Consider the following 14,874-nt stretch of genomic DNA (forward strand, 5'->3'; position numbering starts at 1 on the left):
TCTTCTTCGCCGACACCGCCACCGACGGGGACCGGTACCAGCTGCTGCTGGAGAGCGCCCGCTTCGCCGACACCCACGGCTTCCGTGCGGTGTGGACCCCCGAGCGGCACTTCCACCGCCTGGGCGGGCAGTTCCCCAACCCCTCACTGACGAGCGCCGCGCTGGCCGCGGTGACCGAGCGGGTGGGGATCAGGGCCGGCAGCGTGGTCGCCCCCCTGCACCACCCGATCCGGATCGCCGAGGAGTGGTCCGCCGTCGACAACCTCTCCGGCGGCCGGGTGGGCGTCTCGTTCGCCTCCGGCTGGCACGTCCGGGACTTCGTGCTCCAGCCGGAGAACTTCCAGGACCGCAAGAACATCATGGTCGAGACGGCCCGCACGGTGCAGCGGCTGTGGCGCGGCGAGGAGGTCGAGTTCGACGGCGCCGAGGGCGAGCGGCGCGCCGTCCGGCTCTTCCCGCGCCCGGTGCAGCCCGAGCTGCCGATCTGGATCACGGCCGCCGGCTCCCCGCAGACCTTCCGGATCGCGGGGCGGCTGGGCGCGGGCGTGCTGACCCACCAGCTCGGCCAGGAGCACGACGCGCTGGAGCGCAACATCGCCACCTACCGGGAGGCCCTGGCCGAGGAGGGCCACGACCCGGCGAGCGGCCACGTCGTACTGATGCTGCACACCATGCTCGGCGAGGACCGCGAGCGCATCCGCGAGCTGGTCCGCGAGCCGCTCACCGACTTCCTCCGCAGCTCGATGGACCTCCAGTCCTCGGGCCCGGCCGCCCCGGGGGCGGACGGCTTCTCGGTGGACCGGATACCGACCCGGGACCGGGACTTCCTGCTCACCCGGTCCTTCGACCGCCTCTTCTCCGACGTCGGCCTGTTCGGCACCGTCGACGACGGCGCGGACGTGGTGCGCCGGCTCTCGGCGATGGGCGTCGACGAGATCGCCTGCCTCATCGACTTCGGCGTGGACCAGCAAGAGGTCCTGAAGTCCCTCCACCACCTGGACGCGCTGCGCGCCCGGGTCGCCGGACCGGGCGGCGCGGCCGGGCACTGAGCCCGTCTCCCGGGCGGCGCCGCCCCGGACTTCCCCGGGAGGTCGGGTCAGGCGTCGCCGTCCGGGAACTCGTACGCCGCCACCTCGGCCAGCAGCTCCGCCCGCCGCTCCTCCGTCAGGAAGGCCGCCCGGAAGGAGTTGGCGGCGAGCAGCCGCAGGGTCTCCCGGTCGAGGCGCAGGGCCTCGGCCAGGGCCTCGTAGGTGTCGCCGACGTAGCCGCCGAAGTAGGCGGGGTCGTCGGAGTTGACCGTGGCCAGCAATCCGGCGTCGAGGATCGCCGGGAGCGGGTGGTCGGCGAGGGTGTCGACGCAGCGGAGGCGGACGTTGGAGAGCGGGCAGAGGGTGAGCGGGATCCGCTCGCGCACCAGGCGGTCGACCAGCTCCGGGTCCTCCAGGCAGCGCAGGCCGTGGTCGATCCGCTCGACGCCGAGCACGTCCAGGGCCTCGGTGATGTAGGCGGCGGGGCCCTCCTCCCCGGCGTGCGCGACCCGGTGCAGTCCGGCCTCGGCCGCGAGCCGGTAGACCTCGCGGAACTTGGCGGGCGGGTGGCCGACCTCGGCGGAGTCCAGCCCGATGCCGGTGATCCGCCCGCCGAACCAGGGGCGGGCGGCTTCGAAGGTCTCCAGCGCGGACTCGGCGGACTCGTCCCGCAGGAAGCACATGATCAGCCTGGTGCTGATGCCGTGGCGCTCGGCACTCCGGTCCAGCGCCCGTCCGAGGCCGTCCACCACCACGGCGAGCGGGACGCCCCGGGCGGTGTGCGCCTGCGGGTCGAAGAAGATCTCCGCGTGCCGGACGCCCTGGGCCGCGGCCCGGGCCAGGTAGGCCTCGGCGAGGTCGCCGAAGTCCTCCTCGGTCCGCAGCACGGCCATCAGCGCGTAGTAGAGGTCGAGGAAGGACTGCAGGTCGCTGAACGCGTAGGCACGGCGCAGCTCCTCGGTGTCCGCGTACGGCAGGGTGACGCCGTTGCGGGCCGCGAGCGCGAAGGCGAGCTCGGGCTCCAGGGTGCCTTCGATGTGCAGGTGGAGTTCGGCCTTGGGGAGTGACATCAGTGCCTGTTCAGGGTGAGTGGTAAGCATGCGAAGGTTTCATCCTACGATCCGCCCACCCCTCTTCGGGCAGCCGGTCCCCCCTGGCCGGCCGCCCCGGCGGGGAGGTCCCGGACCGTCCGGATCGGCGACGCGAGCAGGACGCCGCCGCAGAGCACCAGCAGCGAGGTCATGGTCCACATCGTCTCCCGCAGCCCGAGCGCCGCACCGAGCACCCCGCCGGCCAGCGCGCCCAGCGGGATGGTCGCGTGGTTGGCCACCGACGCGGTCGCCAGCACCCGGGAGAGCAGCGCCGGCGGGGCGTACGCCTGCCGGAAACTGCCGAAGACCACGTTGGCCAGCACCACCGCGGCCACCATGACCGCCGAGCCGAGCGCGTACAGCAGGACCCCCGGCCCCGAGCCGGCGGCCGGCAGCAGCAGGCCGAAGGGCGTCGCGGCCGACAGGACGAACCGCACACCGCGCGCCGTGCCGAACCACCGGCCGACCGGACGCGCCAGCGCCGCCCCGAGCACCCCGCCGAACGCCGCGGCGGCGGCGAGCCGGCCGATCGTCGCCGGATCCGCTCCCACCTCGTCGAGCAGGAAGAGCACGGCGACCGCCTGGTAGCCGGCCAGCGCGAAGTTGGCCGCCGCGCCGTACCGGAGGAGCGCCCTCAGGTAGGGGTCGCGACGCACGAACGCGAGCCCCTCCCGCACCTGTCCGCCCAGCGACGCGCCCGGCGCGGGCCCGCCCGCCCGCTCCCGGCGCCGGCCAGGTGCGCCCCGGATCAGCAGCAGCAGCGCGGCGGCGGCCAGGAAGCTCACCGCGTCGACGAGCAACCCGGCGGCCGCACCGAACGCCTGGACGGTGAGCCCGGCCACCCCCGGGCCGGCGACCTGGGCGGCCGAGGCGCTGCTCTGGAGCTTGGCGTTGCCCTCGGTGAGCTCCTCCGGCCGGACCAGCTCGGGCAGGTAGGCCTGGTAGGCGGCGCCGAAGAAGACCGCCGCGGTGCCCGCGAGCAGGGCGACCACCAACAGCTGGGTCAGCGTCAGCACGCCCAGCCACCCGGCTGCGGGGACGGACGCGTACAGCAGCGCCGAGGCCAGGTTGCACCGGACCAGCACCGCCCGCCGGGACCACCGGCCGACCCAGACCCCGGCCGGCAGGCCGATCACCAGCCAGGGCAGCCAGACGGCCGCGCTCAGCAGACCGGCGGCGAGCGGCCCGGCGCCCAGGGAGACCACCGCGACGAGCGGCAGCGCCACGGCGGTGACGCCGGAACCGAGCTTGCTGATGCTCTCCCCCGCCCAGAGCAGTCGGAAGTCGCGCCGCGCGAGCAGACCCCACCGCGAGCCGGGAACGGTCGGCGATCCGGCGGGGGGTACGGCCGGGGGTGCCGACGGCCCGGCCTCCGCACCGGACCGGGGTCCGGCCTCCCGCGCGGCCTGCGGGCCGGCGGGCGTCACGGCCGGGCCGGGACGCTGTGGGCGAAGGCGAAGACGGACTCCCGGACCCGCCCGTCCTCCGGCACCGGCCGGGAGGCCCACTTCTCCAGGACCGCCACCAGGTCGGCCGCCAGCTCGCGGGCCTCCTCGGGGGTGAGGCGCAGCCAGGCGTCCGTTCCGACGGCGCAGCCCTCGCGCCACTCGGGCGGGTACTCCGACCGCGCGGCGAGCCAGCCGCGGACCAGCGCCGCCTGGCGTTCCAGCTGGAGCGAGCCGGCGGCGTCGGCGACGGCCGCGTCCACCGGGTCGGACTCGAAGTCGGCGCGGCTCCAGCGCGGAGTGCCCGAAGTGGGCCGCCACCACCGCTCGCGCCGGTCGCGGGCCAGTTCGGGGGCCTCCTCGACCAGGTCGGCCCCGGCCAGCACCTTGAGGTGGTGGCTGACGTTGCCGACGGCCTGGCCGGTGCGTTCGGCCAGTAGACCGACGGTGGCGGGGCCGTCCACCGCGAGGACGTCGAGCAGACGGCGGCGGACGGGGTGGGTGAGGGCGGCCAGGACGCGGGAGTCGGAGATCTGCCGGACGGCGCCGCGGGCGGCGCCGTCGGCCGGGGTGGTGTCTGGTTGCTCGGTCATGGGCCGAGCCTATCCACAAGAACTCTTGTGCAACACCTCTTGTGCAAGACTTCTTGTCCTTTCCTCGATCGTCCCGCGCCCTCGCCAACGGGTGTACCGGGCCCCGCGGCGGGGCACCGGCTAGGCGGGGGGCTTCCGCCGAGGAGGTTGACCACATGCAGCACCCCGACACCCCGCACCCCAGGCCGGAGGGCATCTCCCCGCACGCCCTGGGCAACGACACGCTGCTGCACGAGCTGGAACAGCTGCACCGGACCCGCCACGAGACGTTCCTGTACGGCTCGGAGGATGCGCTGAAGCGGCACACCCTGCGGACCGGGCAGCTGGAGGCGGAGTACCTGCACCGCTTCCCGAACCGCCTGATCACGGCCGGCCGGACCAGGGCCGGCGCCCGCGCGCGGGAGGCGGCGGCCCGGGTGGAGTCGCTGCCGGACTGAGCCCGCCGACGCCGCGGCGACCACCGCGGGCCGACCGCCCGGCGGGACACGCCGGGCGGTCATGGCGCGTCCGCACGGGGGGTGTCGGCGAGGGTGAGGGGCAGACCCCGGAACCACCCGCCCACGCACCCCTGGGAGTGCCCCCGTGCCCATCGCAAGCGTGAACCCCGCGACCGGCGAGACCCTGGAGACCTTCGAGCCGCTGGACGCCGCCGGCGTGGAGCGCCGGCTGGCCCGCGCCGAGGAGGCGTTCCGCAGCTACCGCACCAGCTCCTTCCCGTACCGGGCCGACCTGCTCCGGCGGGCCGCCGATCTGCTCGACCAGGACCTCGAAGCGGTGGCCCGGACCATGACGGAGGAGATGGGCAAGCCGCTCACCGCCGCCCGCGCCGAGGCCTCGAAGTGCGCGAAGGCGATGCGCTGGTACGCCGAGCACGCGGAGGCGCTGCTCGCCGACGAGCATCCGGACCCGGCCGACGTGGCCGACTCCGGCGCCGCCCGCGCCTACGTCCGGTACCGGCCGCTGGGCGCGGTGCTGGCGGTGATGCCGTGGAACTTCCCGCTCTGGCAGGTGGTCCGGTTCGCCGCACCGGCCCTGATGGCGGGCAACGTCGGCCTGCTCAAGCACGCGTCCAACGTGCCGCGCACGGCCGTCGCCCTGGAGGAGCTGTTCCGCCGGGCCGGGTTCCCGGAGGGCTGCTTCCAGACCCTGCTGATCGGCTCCGGTGCGGTGGAGGGCGTGATCCGCGACCCCCGGGTGGCGGCGGTGACCCTCACCGGCAGCGAGCCGGCCGGGCGGGCGGTCGCGGCCACCGCGGCCGACGAGGTGAAGAAGGCGGTGCTGGAGCTGGGCGGCAGCGACCCGTTCGTGGTGCTCCCGAGCGCCGACCTGGACGCGGCGATCGCCACCGCCGTCCGGGCCCGGGCGCAGAACAACGGCCAGTCCTGCATCGCCGCCAAGCGCTTCATCGCGCACGCCGACGTCTACGAGCGGTTCACCGCCGGCTTCACCGCGGCGATGCGGGCCCTGCGGGTGGGCGACCCGATGGACGAGGCCACCGAGGTCGGCCCGCTGGCCAGCCGGCAGGGCCGGGACGAGCTGGCCGACCTGGTCGAGGACGCGCGGGCGCACGGTGCGCGGGTGGAGTGCGGCGGGCGCCGCCCGGAGGGCCTGGACGCGGGCTGGTTCTACGAGCCGACGGTGCTGACCGGCATCACCCCGGCGATGCGGATCCACCAGGAGGAGACCTTCGGCCCGGTCGCCACCGTCTACCGGGCCGCCGACCTGGACGAGGCGCTGGCCCTGGCCAACGACACCCCGTTCGGGCTGAGCTCCAACGTCTGGACCGAGGACCCGGCCGAGCAGGAGCGGTTCGTCCGGGACATCCAGGCCGGCGGGGTGTTCTTCAACGGCATGACGGCCTCGCACCCCGCGCTGCCGTTCGGCGGGGTCAAGCGCTCGGGCTTCGGCCGGGAGCTGTCCGGCCACGGCATCCGGGAGTTCTGCAACGTCACGACCGTCTGGGTGGCCTGAGGTACCGGCACGGCCGGCCGGGGCCCCGCCCCGGCCGGATACGGCCAAGTTCCCGCGCGGCGGCCCGGGGCGCCGCAGCGCCGGGTTTGCGGCTTTCACGTCTTTTGTCTGGCATTGCCATGACATCCTCCCCCGGGACCCCCTGTTCAGCACGGACCCGCCGAATATCGATTTCCACCCGCCCGCGAACCGGCGGGAATTATTCCGTTCATACTCCGGAAATCCGGACCACCCAATTCCGAGTGGCCGAACCCGGGCATTTCCGGAGATCCGGAAAACCTGCGAAGGGGAATCCTTGGATAAGTTCGATGTCGACCGGCCGGAGGGCCGGTCGGCATCGAAAGGAAATGCGATGAAGCTCGCCAAGCGCACCGCTGCCCTTGTCGCCTCGACGGCGATCCTGGCCGGAGGGATGACGGTCCTGGTCTCCGGCCAGGCCAGCGCCGCCTCCGGCTACGTCACGCTCACGAACCTCGCCACCAGCCGCGTCCTCGACAGCAACGGCGCCGGCAACGTCTACACCCTGGCCGCCAACGGCGGCTCCTACCAGGTCTGGTACGCCAACGACCTGGGCGGATCGACCTACACCCTGCGGAACCTCGCCACGGGGCTCTGCCTCGACAGCAACGGCGCCGGAAACGCCTACACCCTCGGCTGCAACGGCGGCAACTACCAGAAGTGGGTGAAGAGCTGGGCCGGAAACGGTTACGCCTACCAGAACGTCGCCACCGGGCTCTACCTGGACAGCAACGTCAACGGGAACGTCTACACCCTGGGCGGCAACGGCGGCTCGTACCAGAAGTGGAACTGATCCAGCATCAGCCGGTCACCGGCTGACCGGCGGCACGGCCTGACGACGGGTCATCGATGAAACGCCCTCCCCGACGCCTCAATCGCCGGGGAGGGCACCTCCATGTTACGGTGCCCGCCCGGGGGCCGACACGCCCGGCGGCGTTCGCTCGTGGCTGAACCCGCCCGCCGCCTCGAACAGCTGGCGAGAATCGGCCGCACAGACCACTCGACCCGGAACGACGGGGATGTTCAGTGACCATTAGTACACTCACCGCAGCACTCCATCGAAGGACGGAGGGTGACGAACCATCGGTCGCACCATCCCCCGCCGATCGGCGGGTGCGATTCATCCCCTGGGCGGTCGCCCTCGCCCTATTCCTGGTCTATTCCTTCTTTACCGTCCGCCGCCACGACCTTCTCCTCACCAGCGGGTACGACCTCGGTATCTTCGAGCAGGGCGTCCGCGGCTACGCCGAGGGACGCGGACCGATCGTCGAGCTGAAGGGCCCCGGGTTCAACCTCCTCGGCGACCACTTCTCGCCGATCCTGGCCGTCCTCGCCCCGTTCTACTGGATCTGGCCCTCCGCCAAGGTCCTGCTGCTGGGTCAGTCCGCGTTGCTCGCCGTCGCCGCCGTGCCGATCAGTCGCTGGGCGCTGCGCAGCATCGGGCCCGCCGCCGCCCTAATCACCGGCTTCGGCTACGGGGCCTCCTGGGGGCTGGCCTCGGCGCTCGGCTTCGACTTCCACGAGATCAGCTTCGCCGTCCCGCTGGTCGCCTTCTCGGTGGCGGCGCTCGGCGAGCAGCGGTGGGCGGCGGCGTTCGCCTGGGCCGCGCCGCTGGTCCTGGTCAAGGAGGACCTCGGCATCACCGTCGCCGCCGTCGGCGGGTACATCCTCTGGCGCGGCAACCGCCGGATCGGTGCGGCCGCCGTCGCCTTCGGCGTGGCCGCCTCGCTGCTCGAACTGCTGGTGCTGCTGCCCGCGATGAGCCCCGGCGGCAGCTTCGCCTACTGGGACAACCTGAGCGGCGGCTCGGGCGGCCGCAACCTGCTCACCCTCCCGCTCGACCTCATCACCCCGGGCGAGAAGGTCCGGACCGTGCTGCTGCTGCTCGCCCCGACCATGCTGCTGGCCGTCCGGTCCCCGCTGTTGCTGGTCGCGCTCCCCACCCTCGGCTGGCGGCTGCTCTCCAACAACCCCGCCTACTGGGGCACCGGCTACCACTACAGCGCCGTCCTGATGCCGATCGTGTTCCTCGCCCTCGTGGACGTCCTGGTGAAGGCCCGCGCCAACCCCGGGGTGCTGCACCGGCGGGCCGCCCGGGCCGCGCTGCCGGTCAGCCTCGCGGTCACGCTCGTCCTGCTGCCCGGTTTCGCGTTCAGCCAGCTTTTCGGCCTCGAACTCTGGCGCACCCCGGCGCGGGTCGAGGCCGCCCGGTCGGTCCTGGCCGCCGTCCCGGACGGCGCCCGGGTCTCCGCGTCCAACCGGCTGGTGCCCCAGCTGACCAACCGCTGCGAGGTCATCGTGTTCGGCTGGCCGCAGAGCTGGTCGACCGCCGAGTGGATCGTGGTGGACGAGGGCCGGCCGATGGGCTGGCCGCTGTCGCCCGACCGCGAACGCGAGGAGGTCGCCCTCGCCAAGCAGGGCGGCTACCACGTCGTCCGCAGCGAGCACGGCATCACCCTGCTCCGGCGGACCGCCACCGAGCAGGCCGGGACCACCGGCTGACCGGCCGTCGGACGGGACCGGCCCGCGGTCCCGCCCGACGCACAGTCCGGCCCGGCCCCGGGCCGGCCCCACCGGGCAGGCCCGGCCGGACCCGGCCCACCTGCCTCCGACTCCGACCACTTCAGGGATCACGTGCCAGTCGAAACCGGACTCACCCCGTCCACCCGTACGATCCGGCCGCTGCTGCCGCGCGCCTCCCGACCGCCCGCGCCACGGACCGCCGCGCTCTCCGGACGCCGGACGGCCGTCCTGACGTTCCTCTGCTTAGCGGTCACCGCGGCCTGCGGGCTGCAGCAGTGGTCGGCGGTCCAACTGGGCGGCTTCGACCTGGGGATCTTCCACCAGGGTGTCGCGGCCTACGCGCACTTCGGTCTCCCGGTCGCGCCGGTCAAGAGCTACCACCACGAGTTCCCGCCCGAGTTCTCGCTCCTGGGCGACCACTTCTCACCGGTGCTGGCGGCGCTCGCCCCGCTCTACTGGATCTGGGAGGACCCTCGCACCCTGATCCTCGGTCAGGCGCTCCTCCTCGCCGCCGGCGTCCCGCTGGTCCGCCGCATCGCCGTGCACTGCTTCCGGCGCCCCTCCCCCGTACCGGCCGACGCGTCGGCACCGGCCGCCGGACCCGGCGGGGACGCCTCCGCGACCGCCCGCGACGAGGACCCCGGCGCGACCCGCGCCGCCCGCCTGGCAGCCGACCTCGCCGGTCTGGTGTACGGGCTGGGCTGGCCGCTGCTCGCCGCCGGCCGGGGCGGCTTCCACGAAGTCGCCTTCGCCGTCCCGCTCACCCTGCTGATGCTCGAACGCGGCCTCGCCCGCCGGTACGGGACCGCGGCCCTCGCCGCCGCGCTGCTCTGCGCCACCAAGGAGGACCTCGGCCTGCTGGTCGGCGTCTACGGCCTGGTCCTGCTCTGGCGCAACCGCCCGCGCGGCGACCGGCAGGGCGAGCGGGCCGGCGACCGGCGGGGCCTGCTGTACGGCGCCGGGCTGCTGGTCGGCGGCCCGCTCGCCTCGGCGCTCGCCATCGTGTGGCTCATCCCCGCGATGGGCGGGCAGCCGGACTACTACTGGGTCTACGGCCCGATCGGCCCGGACGCCGGGACGGCGCTGACCAACGTGCTCGGCGACCCGCTGCTGCTGCTCCGGGTCGCCACCAACGCGACCCTCAAGCCGCTGCTGGTGCTCTGGCTGTTCGGCACCCTGTTCCTGCTCCCGCTGCGCTCGGCGACCACGCTCTGCCTGCTGCCGCTGCTCGCCGAGCGGGTCCTCTCCGACAACGCCAACCACTGGTCGATCGCCCACCACTACGACGCCTTCCTCTGGCCGGTGCTGCTCACCGCCACCCTGGAGGCGCTCGGCCGCCTGCACGCCCGGGGCGGCCTGCGGCGGCGGGCCGGTACCGGTCTCGGCCTCGCCGTGGTGGCCGTCTCGCTGGCGAGCAGCGTGATGCTGGGCGGGATCAGCCTGCTGACGCCGGCCGGCTGGCGGCCCTCGGCGAGCAACGCGGCGCTGGTCCGCGGCGCCGGGCAGATCCCCGACGGCGCCCGGGTCGAGGCCGACAACCAGGTGGTGCCCCGGCTGGTCGGCCGGACCGACACCGTCCTCGTCGACGGCGTGCCGCGCGGCCGGGAGTACGTCCTGATCCGGTCCGACACCCGGACCTTCCCGTTCCAGTCGGACGTGGAGCAGGCCGAGCGGATCGCGCTGCTGCTCGCCCACGGCTACCGGCAGGTCTGGGCCGAACAGGGCGTGGTGCTGCTGCACCGCGAGAGCGACGAGCCGGTCCCCGGCGCCCGGGTGCCCGACGGGGACAGCACGCCGGTGAAGGAGCTCGTGCCGTCGGACGTCGGCCACAACCTGTTCAAGGGCTGATCCGCACCCGCGGCGGCCCCGCCCCGGCCTCCCCCGTCCGGAACTCCCCCGCACGAGGCGGTTCCCCGCGATCACGGGCGGGGGACCGCCCCGGCGGACGTCAGGTGGCCATCCGGTGCCGGCCCCGGCCGGGCGTCCGCCAGCGGGCCACCACGCCGACCAGGGCGATCACGGTCACCCCCCAGATGACGCTGAAGACGATCAGCCAGGGCAGCGACGTGACCTGGGCGCCGACGGCGCCGAGGCCGAGCGAGAGGCCGACCAGGAGGACCACGGCCGTCGGGCTGAGGCCGAGCAGGCCGTGCCAGGCGCGGTGGGCCAGGCTCGGGTGGGCCGGAGCTTCCGGGCCGGTGTCGAGAGCCTTGTAGGTGAGCAGGTCCATCGGGGATCACCTCCGGGGTGGCGGGAGGTCACGAGGCCTTCCGTGGGGTGGTGGACTTTCGGGTCGTGGTCTTCTTGGCGGCGGTCTTCTTCGTGGCCGAGGCGGTGCCCTTCCGCGCCGCCGCGGCGGTGGGCTTGGCGGGAGTCGCCTTCTTCGTACCCGCGGCGCGCTTGCGCGGGGCCGGCTTCTCCTCGAAGGTCTCATCGGTGCTGTCGGCCCCCTCGGTGCTGACGTCGGCCTCTGTCGGCCGTCCGCCCGCCCGGCCGGGGTGCGCCCCCTTGGCCTGCCGGAGGCTGCTGCGCAGCGCCTCCATCAGGTCGATCACGTTGTCCGGCGCCTCCCCCGGCTCCTCCTCGTGCGGCACCTCGACCCCCTGCAGCCGGGCCTCGATGACCTGCTGGAGCGCCTTCTGGTAGTCGTCGTGGAGCTGGCCGAGGTCGAAGTCCTCGGAGAGGGTCTCCATCAGCGAACGCGCCATCTTCAGTTCCTGGGGCCGGACGGTGACCTCCTCCTCCGGCGCGATGCCGGCGGCCGGGCGGACCTCGTCGGGCCAGATGCAGGTCTGGAGGACCAGCGTGCCGTCGTGCACGCGCAGCACGGCCGGGGACTCCCTGGTCCGCAGCGCGATCTTGGTGACGGCGATCTGTCCGGACTCGACCAGCGCGTCCCGGAGCAGCGCGTACGGCTTGGCGGCGGCCTTGTCGGCGACACCGACGTAGTACGCCTTGGAGAACATCAGCGGGTCGATCTCGGCCGCGTCCACGAAGGCCAGCACGTCGATGATCTTCTTGCTGGGCAGCGGCAGGTCCGCGAGGTCCTCGTCCGTGAGGGTGACGGTCCGGCCGTCCGGGGACTCGTAGCCCTTGGCGATCTCCGCGTACGGGACCTCCTTCGCCTCCTGCTCGCAGTACCGCTTCATCCGGACCCGGCCGCCGTCCTTCGCGTGCACCTGGTGCAGGGGGACGTCGTGCTCCTGGGTGGCGGAGTACAGGTGGACGGGGATGGAGACCAGGCCGAAGCTGATCGTCCCCTTCCAGGTGGTCTGCATGGGGTCGCTCCTTCCCGGAGCCGTCCCGGTGGTTCCCGCTGCCGGGGCGTCGCGCCCGGAATCTCCACTCTGCCCGGGTTCGTCCCGATCGGCCACAGGATCGCGTCGCGGCCCGGGCACGCGGCCCGGGCACGCGGGCCGGCGGGCCGTGCGCCCGGGGCGGCTCCGCGCCCGGCACCCCCTCCACCCGCGTCCGGGCGGACAATGACGGCGGGACGGAGGTGGTGCCCGATGCGGAGGACCGGAGCGGTCCCGCCGCCCGACGCGACCAGGTACCGGGTGACCTACGCGGTCGCCGGCACGGACGGCGTACGGGAGACGGAGGTCACCGTCGTGCCCGGGTACTCGCAGGAGAGCGACATCCCGGCGGTGCTGGCCGCGCGCCTCACCGGGAACCCCGCCGACGCCCGGCTCGTCACCGTGCTGGCCCTGCGGGCCGACTGACCCCGACCGGCCCGGACCGGCACCCGGACCGGCCCCGACCGACACCCCGACCGGCACCCGGACCGCCCGAAGGGAGCAGCGGGCCGCCCTTCCCCGGGCCCGGCGCACCCGCGCGACCTAGGGTTTGTCGCATCCGGCCCGCCCCGCTGCCGCTCTTCGGCGGCCACCGCGCGGCGGACCCACCCCCGGGAGAGCCCATGACGCCGCCCAGCCGGGCCGCCACCCCCAGCCCACCCTCCCGGTCCCGCCGCGGCCTGCTCCGCCGGACCGGCGAGTGGTGCGCCCGGCACTCCGTGCTCGTGATCGTCCTCTGGCTGGCGGTCCTCGCGTGCGTCCAGATCGCCAACCGGACCGTGGGCGGCACCTACTCCGACGACTTCTCGCTGCCGGGCACCCAGGCCGCGCAGGGGAAGAACGTGCTCCAGGCGCACGAGCCCGCGGCCGCCGGCACCGCCGCCCAGATCGTCCTGCACGACGCCCAGCCGCTGGCCGGCTTCGAGTCGCCGCTCTCCCAGTCGCTCACCGCGCTCCAGCAGCTGCCGCACGTGCTGTCCGTGCAGAGCCCGCTGCCCCCGGCCGGACAGGCCGCGCCGCCGGGCGGACCGCTGTCGACGGACGGCCTCACGGGGTACATCACCGTCCGGTTCGACGCCAACCCGACGACGCTCGGCGAGAGTTACCTCGACGAGGTGGACACCGCCGTCGCGCCGCTGCGGGCCGCCGGGGTGCAGGTGGAGTACGGCGGCCCGCTCGGCGAGCTGGCCCGCCCCGCCCCGGACGACCGGACCAGCGAGGCGATCGGCTTCGCGGTCGCCATCGTGGTGCTGCTGATCGGCTTCGGCAGCGTCATCGCGGCCGGTCTCCCGCTGGTCACGGCGCTGATCGGCGCGGTGGTCGGCCTGGGTGTGCTCGGGCTGCTGGCGGCCCTCTCCACGTTCGCGACGGTCGCACCGACGCTGGCCACGATGATCGGGCTGGGCGTCGGCATCGACTACGCGTTGTTCCTGCTCACCCGGCACCGGCAGAACCTGATGGACGGCCACGATCCGGTGGCCTCGGCCGGGCAGGCGGTCGCCACCAGCGGGCGGGCCGTCCTGGTCTCCGGCTGCACGGTCGTCATCGCCCTGACCGGGCTCTCGGTCTCCGGGGTCTCCTTCATCGCCAAGCTGGGTGTCGCGGCTGCGGTGACCGTGGTTTCGGCGGTGCTCGGCGCGCTGACCCTGCTGCCCGCCCTGATGGGGCTGATCGGGCGGCGGATGGACCGCTACCACGTGCGGCGACCGGTCGCCGAGACCGGGGCCGCGCCGGGCGAGGAGATCACCGGGAGCTGGCACCGCTACGCCCGGCGGGTGGAGCGGCGGCCGTGGTGGTTCCTGACCGGGGGCGTGATCGTGATCGCGATCCTGGCGATCCCGTTGTTCTCCATCCAGTTGGGGCACATCGACGACGGCGCCGACCCGACCTCGTTCACCGACCGGCGGGCCTTCGACCTGATGTCGGAGGCCTTCGGCCCGGGCTCCAACGGGCCGCTCACGCTGGTGGTGGACCAGAGCGCGGTGCCGGCCGGGAACCGGTCCGGGGTGCAGAGCGCCGTGCAGCAGGCGCTGACCGGACTGCCGGGCGCGGCCAGCGTCGGCCCGCTCCAGCCCAGCCCGGACGGCGTGATCCTGGTGTCCACCGTGATCCCGGCGGAGGCGCCCCAGGAGCAGAGCACCACCGAGCTGGTCAACCGGCTCGCCGACACGGTGCTCCCGCAGTCCGTGGCCGGCACCGGCGCCGAGACGTACGTGACCGGGACGACCGCCGCGCAGGTGGACTTCCTGGACATCGTGTCGAGCCGGCTGCCGTGGATCATCGCGGTGGTGGTGGGGCTCGCGTTCCTGATCATCCTGATCGTGTTCCGCGGGCTGCTGGTCGCGGTGAAGGCCGCCGTGCTCAACCTGATCTCGATCGCGGCGTCGTACGGGGTCCTGGTGGCCGTCTTCCAGTGGGGGTGGGGCGGTCCGGCGCTCGGCGTCTCGGGCACCGTGCCGATCGAGAGCTACGTGCCGATGATGATGTTCGCGATCGTCTTCGGCCTGAGCATGGACTACGAGATCTTCCTGCTCTCCCGGGTGCACGAGGCCTGGCTGCGGACCGGCGACAGCCGGGCGGGCGTGGCGCACGCGCTGGAGATCACGGCGCGGGTGATCAGCTGTGCGGCGCTGATCATGGTCAGCGTGTTCGCCGCGTTCATCGTCAGCGACAACATCGTGATCAAGATGATGGGCCTGGGCCTGGCGGTGAGCGTCCTGATCGACGCCACGATCGTCCGGCTGCTGCTGGTACCGGCGGTCATGACGCTGCTCGGCCCGGCCGCGTGGTGGACGCCCCGCTTCCTCGACCGGATCCTCCCCCACATCGACACCGAGGGCGAGAGCGAGCGGGTCTGACCGGCGCGACCCGGAGCGCGCGGGTCGGACCGCGCCGCGCCGGGCCCGCGC

General features: G+C 73.9%; 13 protein-coding genes. 8 read left to right on the forward strand and 5 right to left on the reverse strand.

Features of this window, described 5'->3' with window-relative positions; genetic code table 11:
• Window positions 1-1,049, forward strand: a 1,049-nt coding sequence (locus tag ACFWOG_RS07545; RefSeq protein WP_380355754.1) for a MupA/Atu3671 family FMN-dependent luciferase-like monooxygenase, incomplete at its 5' end; no start/stop codon positions are given.
• A gap of 47 nt (window positions 1,050-1,096) precedes the next feature.
• On the opposite strand, the gene ACFWOG_RS07550 is transcribed toward ACFWOG_RS07545, so the two are convergent.
• The 3 genes from ACFWOG_RS07550 to ACFWOG_RS07560 are packed head-to-tail and all read right to left on the reverse strand — an operon-like array spanning window position 1,097 to window position 4,157.
• Window positions 1,097-2,098, reverse strand: coding sequence for an adenosine deaminase (locus ACFWOG_RS07550; RefSeq protein WP_380355757.1), 1,002 nt, complete (start codon window positions 2,096-2,098; stop codon window positions 1,097-1,099).
• Between the two features lie 44 nt (window positions 2,099-2,142).
• Window positions 2,143-3,546 carry an MFS transporter gene (locus ACFWOG_RS07555; protein ID WP_380355760.1) on the reverse strand — a complete coding sequence of 468 codons (1,404 nt, stop codon included), beginning with the start codon at window positions 3,544-3,546 and terminating at the stop codon, window positions 2,143-2,145.
• Entirely contained in the window at window positions 3,543-4,157 is a 615-nt protein-coding gene (locus ACFWOG_RS07560; protein ID WP_380355763.1) for an ArsR/SmtB family transcription factor, read from the reverse strand. Before ACFWOG_RS07560 ends, ACFWOG_RS07555 begins: the two co-directional genes overlap by 4 nt.
• 155 nt (window positions 4,158-4,312) lie before the next feature.
• On the opposite strand from ACFWOG_RS07560, the gene ACFWOG_RS07565 reads away from it, so the two are divergent.
• The 5 genes from ACFWOG_RS07565 to ACFWOG_RS07585 all read left to right on the forward strand — a co-directional run bounded on the left by ACFWOG_RS07565 (window position 4,313) and on the right by ACFWOG_RS07585 (window position 10,517).
• Complete coding sequence (locus tag ACFWOG_RS07565; RefSeq protein WP_329884301.1) at window positions 4,313-4,594, forward strand: DUF6158 family protein; 282 nt, start codon at window positions 4,313-4,315, stop codon at window positions 4,592-4,594.
• A gap of 145 nt (window positions 4,595-4,739) precedes the next feature.
• Complete coding sequence (locus ACFWOG_RS07570; protein ID WP_329884299.1) at window positions 4,740-6,128, forward strand: NADP-dependent succinic semialdehyde dehydrogenase; 1,389 nt, start codon at window positions 4,740-4,742, stop codon at window positions 6,126-6,128.
• 352 nt (window positions 6,129-6,480) lie between these two features.
• Complete coding sequence (locus tag ACFWOG_RS07575) at window positions 6,481-6,939, forward strand: RICIN domain-containing protein (RefSeq protein WP_329884297.1); 459 nt, start codon at window positions 6,481-6,483, stop codon at window positions 6,937-6,939.
• A gap of 320 nt (window positions 6,940-7,259) precedes the next feature.
• A complete protein-coding gene (locus ACFWOG_RS07580) occupies window positions 7,260-8,648 on the forward strand; it encodes a DUF2079 domain-containing protein (RefSeq protein WP_380355769.1) in 1,389 nt (462 codons plus the stop codon).
• A gap of 132 nt (window positions 8,649-8,780) precedes the next feature.
• Complete coding sequence (locus ACFWOG_RS07585; protein WP_380355772.1) at window positions 8,781-10,517, forward strand: DUF2079 domain-containing protein; 1,737 nt, start codon at window positions 8,781-8,783, stop codon at window positions 10,515-10,517.
• A gap of 100 nt (window positions 10,518-10,617) precedes the next feature.
• Here the strand turns inward: ACFWOG_RS07585 and ACFWOG_RS07590 are convergent, their stop codons facing one another.
• Both ACFWOG_RS07590 and ACFWOG_RS07595 read right to left on the reverse strand, forming a co-directional pair.
• Window positions 10,618-10,899, reverse strand: a complete 282-nt coding sequence (locus tag ACFWOG_RS07590) for a hypothetical protein (protein WP_329884291.1) — start codon at window positions 10,897-10,899, stop codon at window positions 10,618-10,620.
• A gap of 28 nt (window positions 10,900-10,927) precedes the next feature.
• Complete coding sequence (locus ACFWOG_RS07595; protein ID WP_380355776.1) at window positions 10,928-11,947, reverse strand: Ku protein; 1,020 nt, start codon at window positions 11,945-11,947, stop codon at window positions 10,928-10,930.
• A gap of 231 nt (window positions 11,948-12,178) precedes the next feature.
• Between ACFWOG_RS07595 and ACFWOG_RS07600 the strand changes: the two genes are divergently transcribed.
• Together ACFWOG_RS07600 and ACFWOG_RS07605 are read left to right on the forward strand one after the other, a co-directional pair.
• On the forward strand, window positions 12,179-12,391 hold the full coding sequence (locus ACFWOG_RS07600) for a hypothetical protein (RefSeq protein WP_380355779.1): 213 nt from the start codon (window positions 12,179-12,181) through the stop codon (window positions 12,389-12,391).
• Window positions 12,392-12,588: 197 nt separating this feature from the next.
• On the forward strand, window positions 12,589-14,823 hold the full coding sequence (locus ACFWOG_RS07605) for an MMPL family transporter (protein WP_380355782.1): 2,235 nt from the start codon (window positions 12,589-12,591) through the stop codon (window positions 14,821-14,823).
• Window positions 14,824-14,874 lie beyond the last annotated feature (51 nt).

Source organism: Kitasatospora sp. NPDC058406, from assembly GCF_042722765.1.
In the GTDB taxonomy this organism is placed as follows: Bacteria; Actinomycetota; Actinomycetes; order Streptomycetales; family Streptomycetaceae; genus Kitasatospora.

Bases quoted from the DNA above. Each gene is read 5' to 3' on its own strand.
- ACFWOG_RS07550 (WP_380355757.1), bottom strand. From the start codon at position 2,098: ATGTCACTCCCCAAGGCCGAACTCCACCTGCACATCGAAGGCACCCTG.
- ACFWOG_RS07605 (WP_380355782.1), top strand. From the start codon at position 12,589: ATGACGCCGCCCAGCCGGGCCGCCACCCCCAGCCCACCCTCCCGGTCC.
- ACFWOG_RS07600 (WP_380355779.1), top strand. From the start codon at position 12,179: ATGCGGAGGACCGGAGCGGTCCCGCCGCCCGACGCGACCAGGTACCGG.
- ACFWOG_RS07590 (WP_329884291.1), bottom strand. From the start codon at position 10,899: ATGGACCTGCTCACCTACAAGGCTCTCGACACCGGCCCGGAAGCTCCG.
- ACFWOG_RS07595 (WP_380355776.1), bottom strand. From the start codon at position 11,947: ATGCAGACCACCTGGAAGGGGACGATCAGCTTCGGCCTGGTCTCCATC.
- ACFWOG_RS07575 (WP_329884297.1), top strand. From the start codon at position 6,481: ATGAAGCTCGCCAAGCGCACCGCTGCCCTTGTCGCCTCGACGGCGATC.
- ACFWOG_RS07565 (WP_329884301.1), top strand. From the start codon at position 4,313: ATGCAGCACCCCGACACCCCGCACCCCAGGCCGGAGGGCATCTCCCCG.
- ACFWOG_RS07560 (WP_380355763.1), bottom strand. From the start codon at position 4,157: ATGACCGAGCAACCAGACACCACCCCGGCCGACGGCGCCGCCCGCGGC.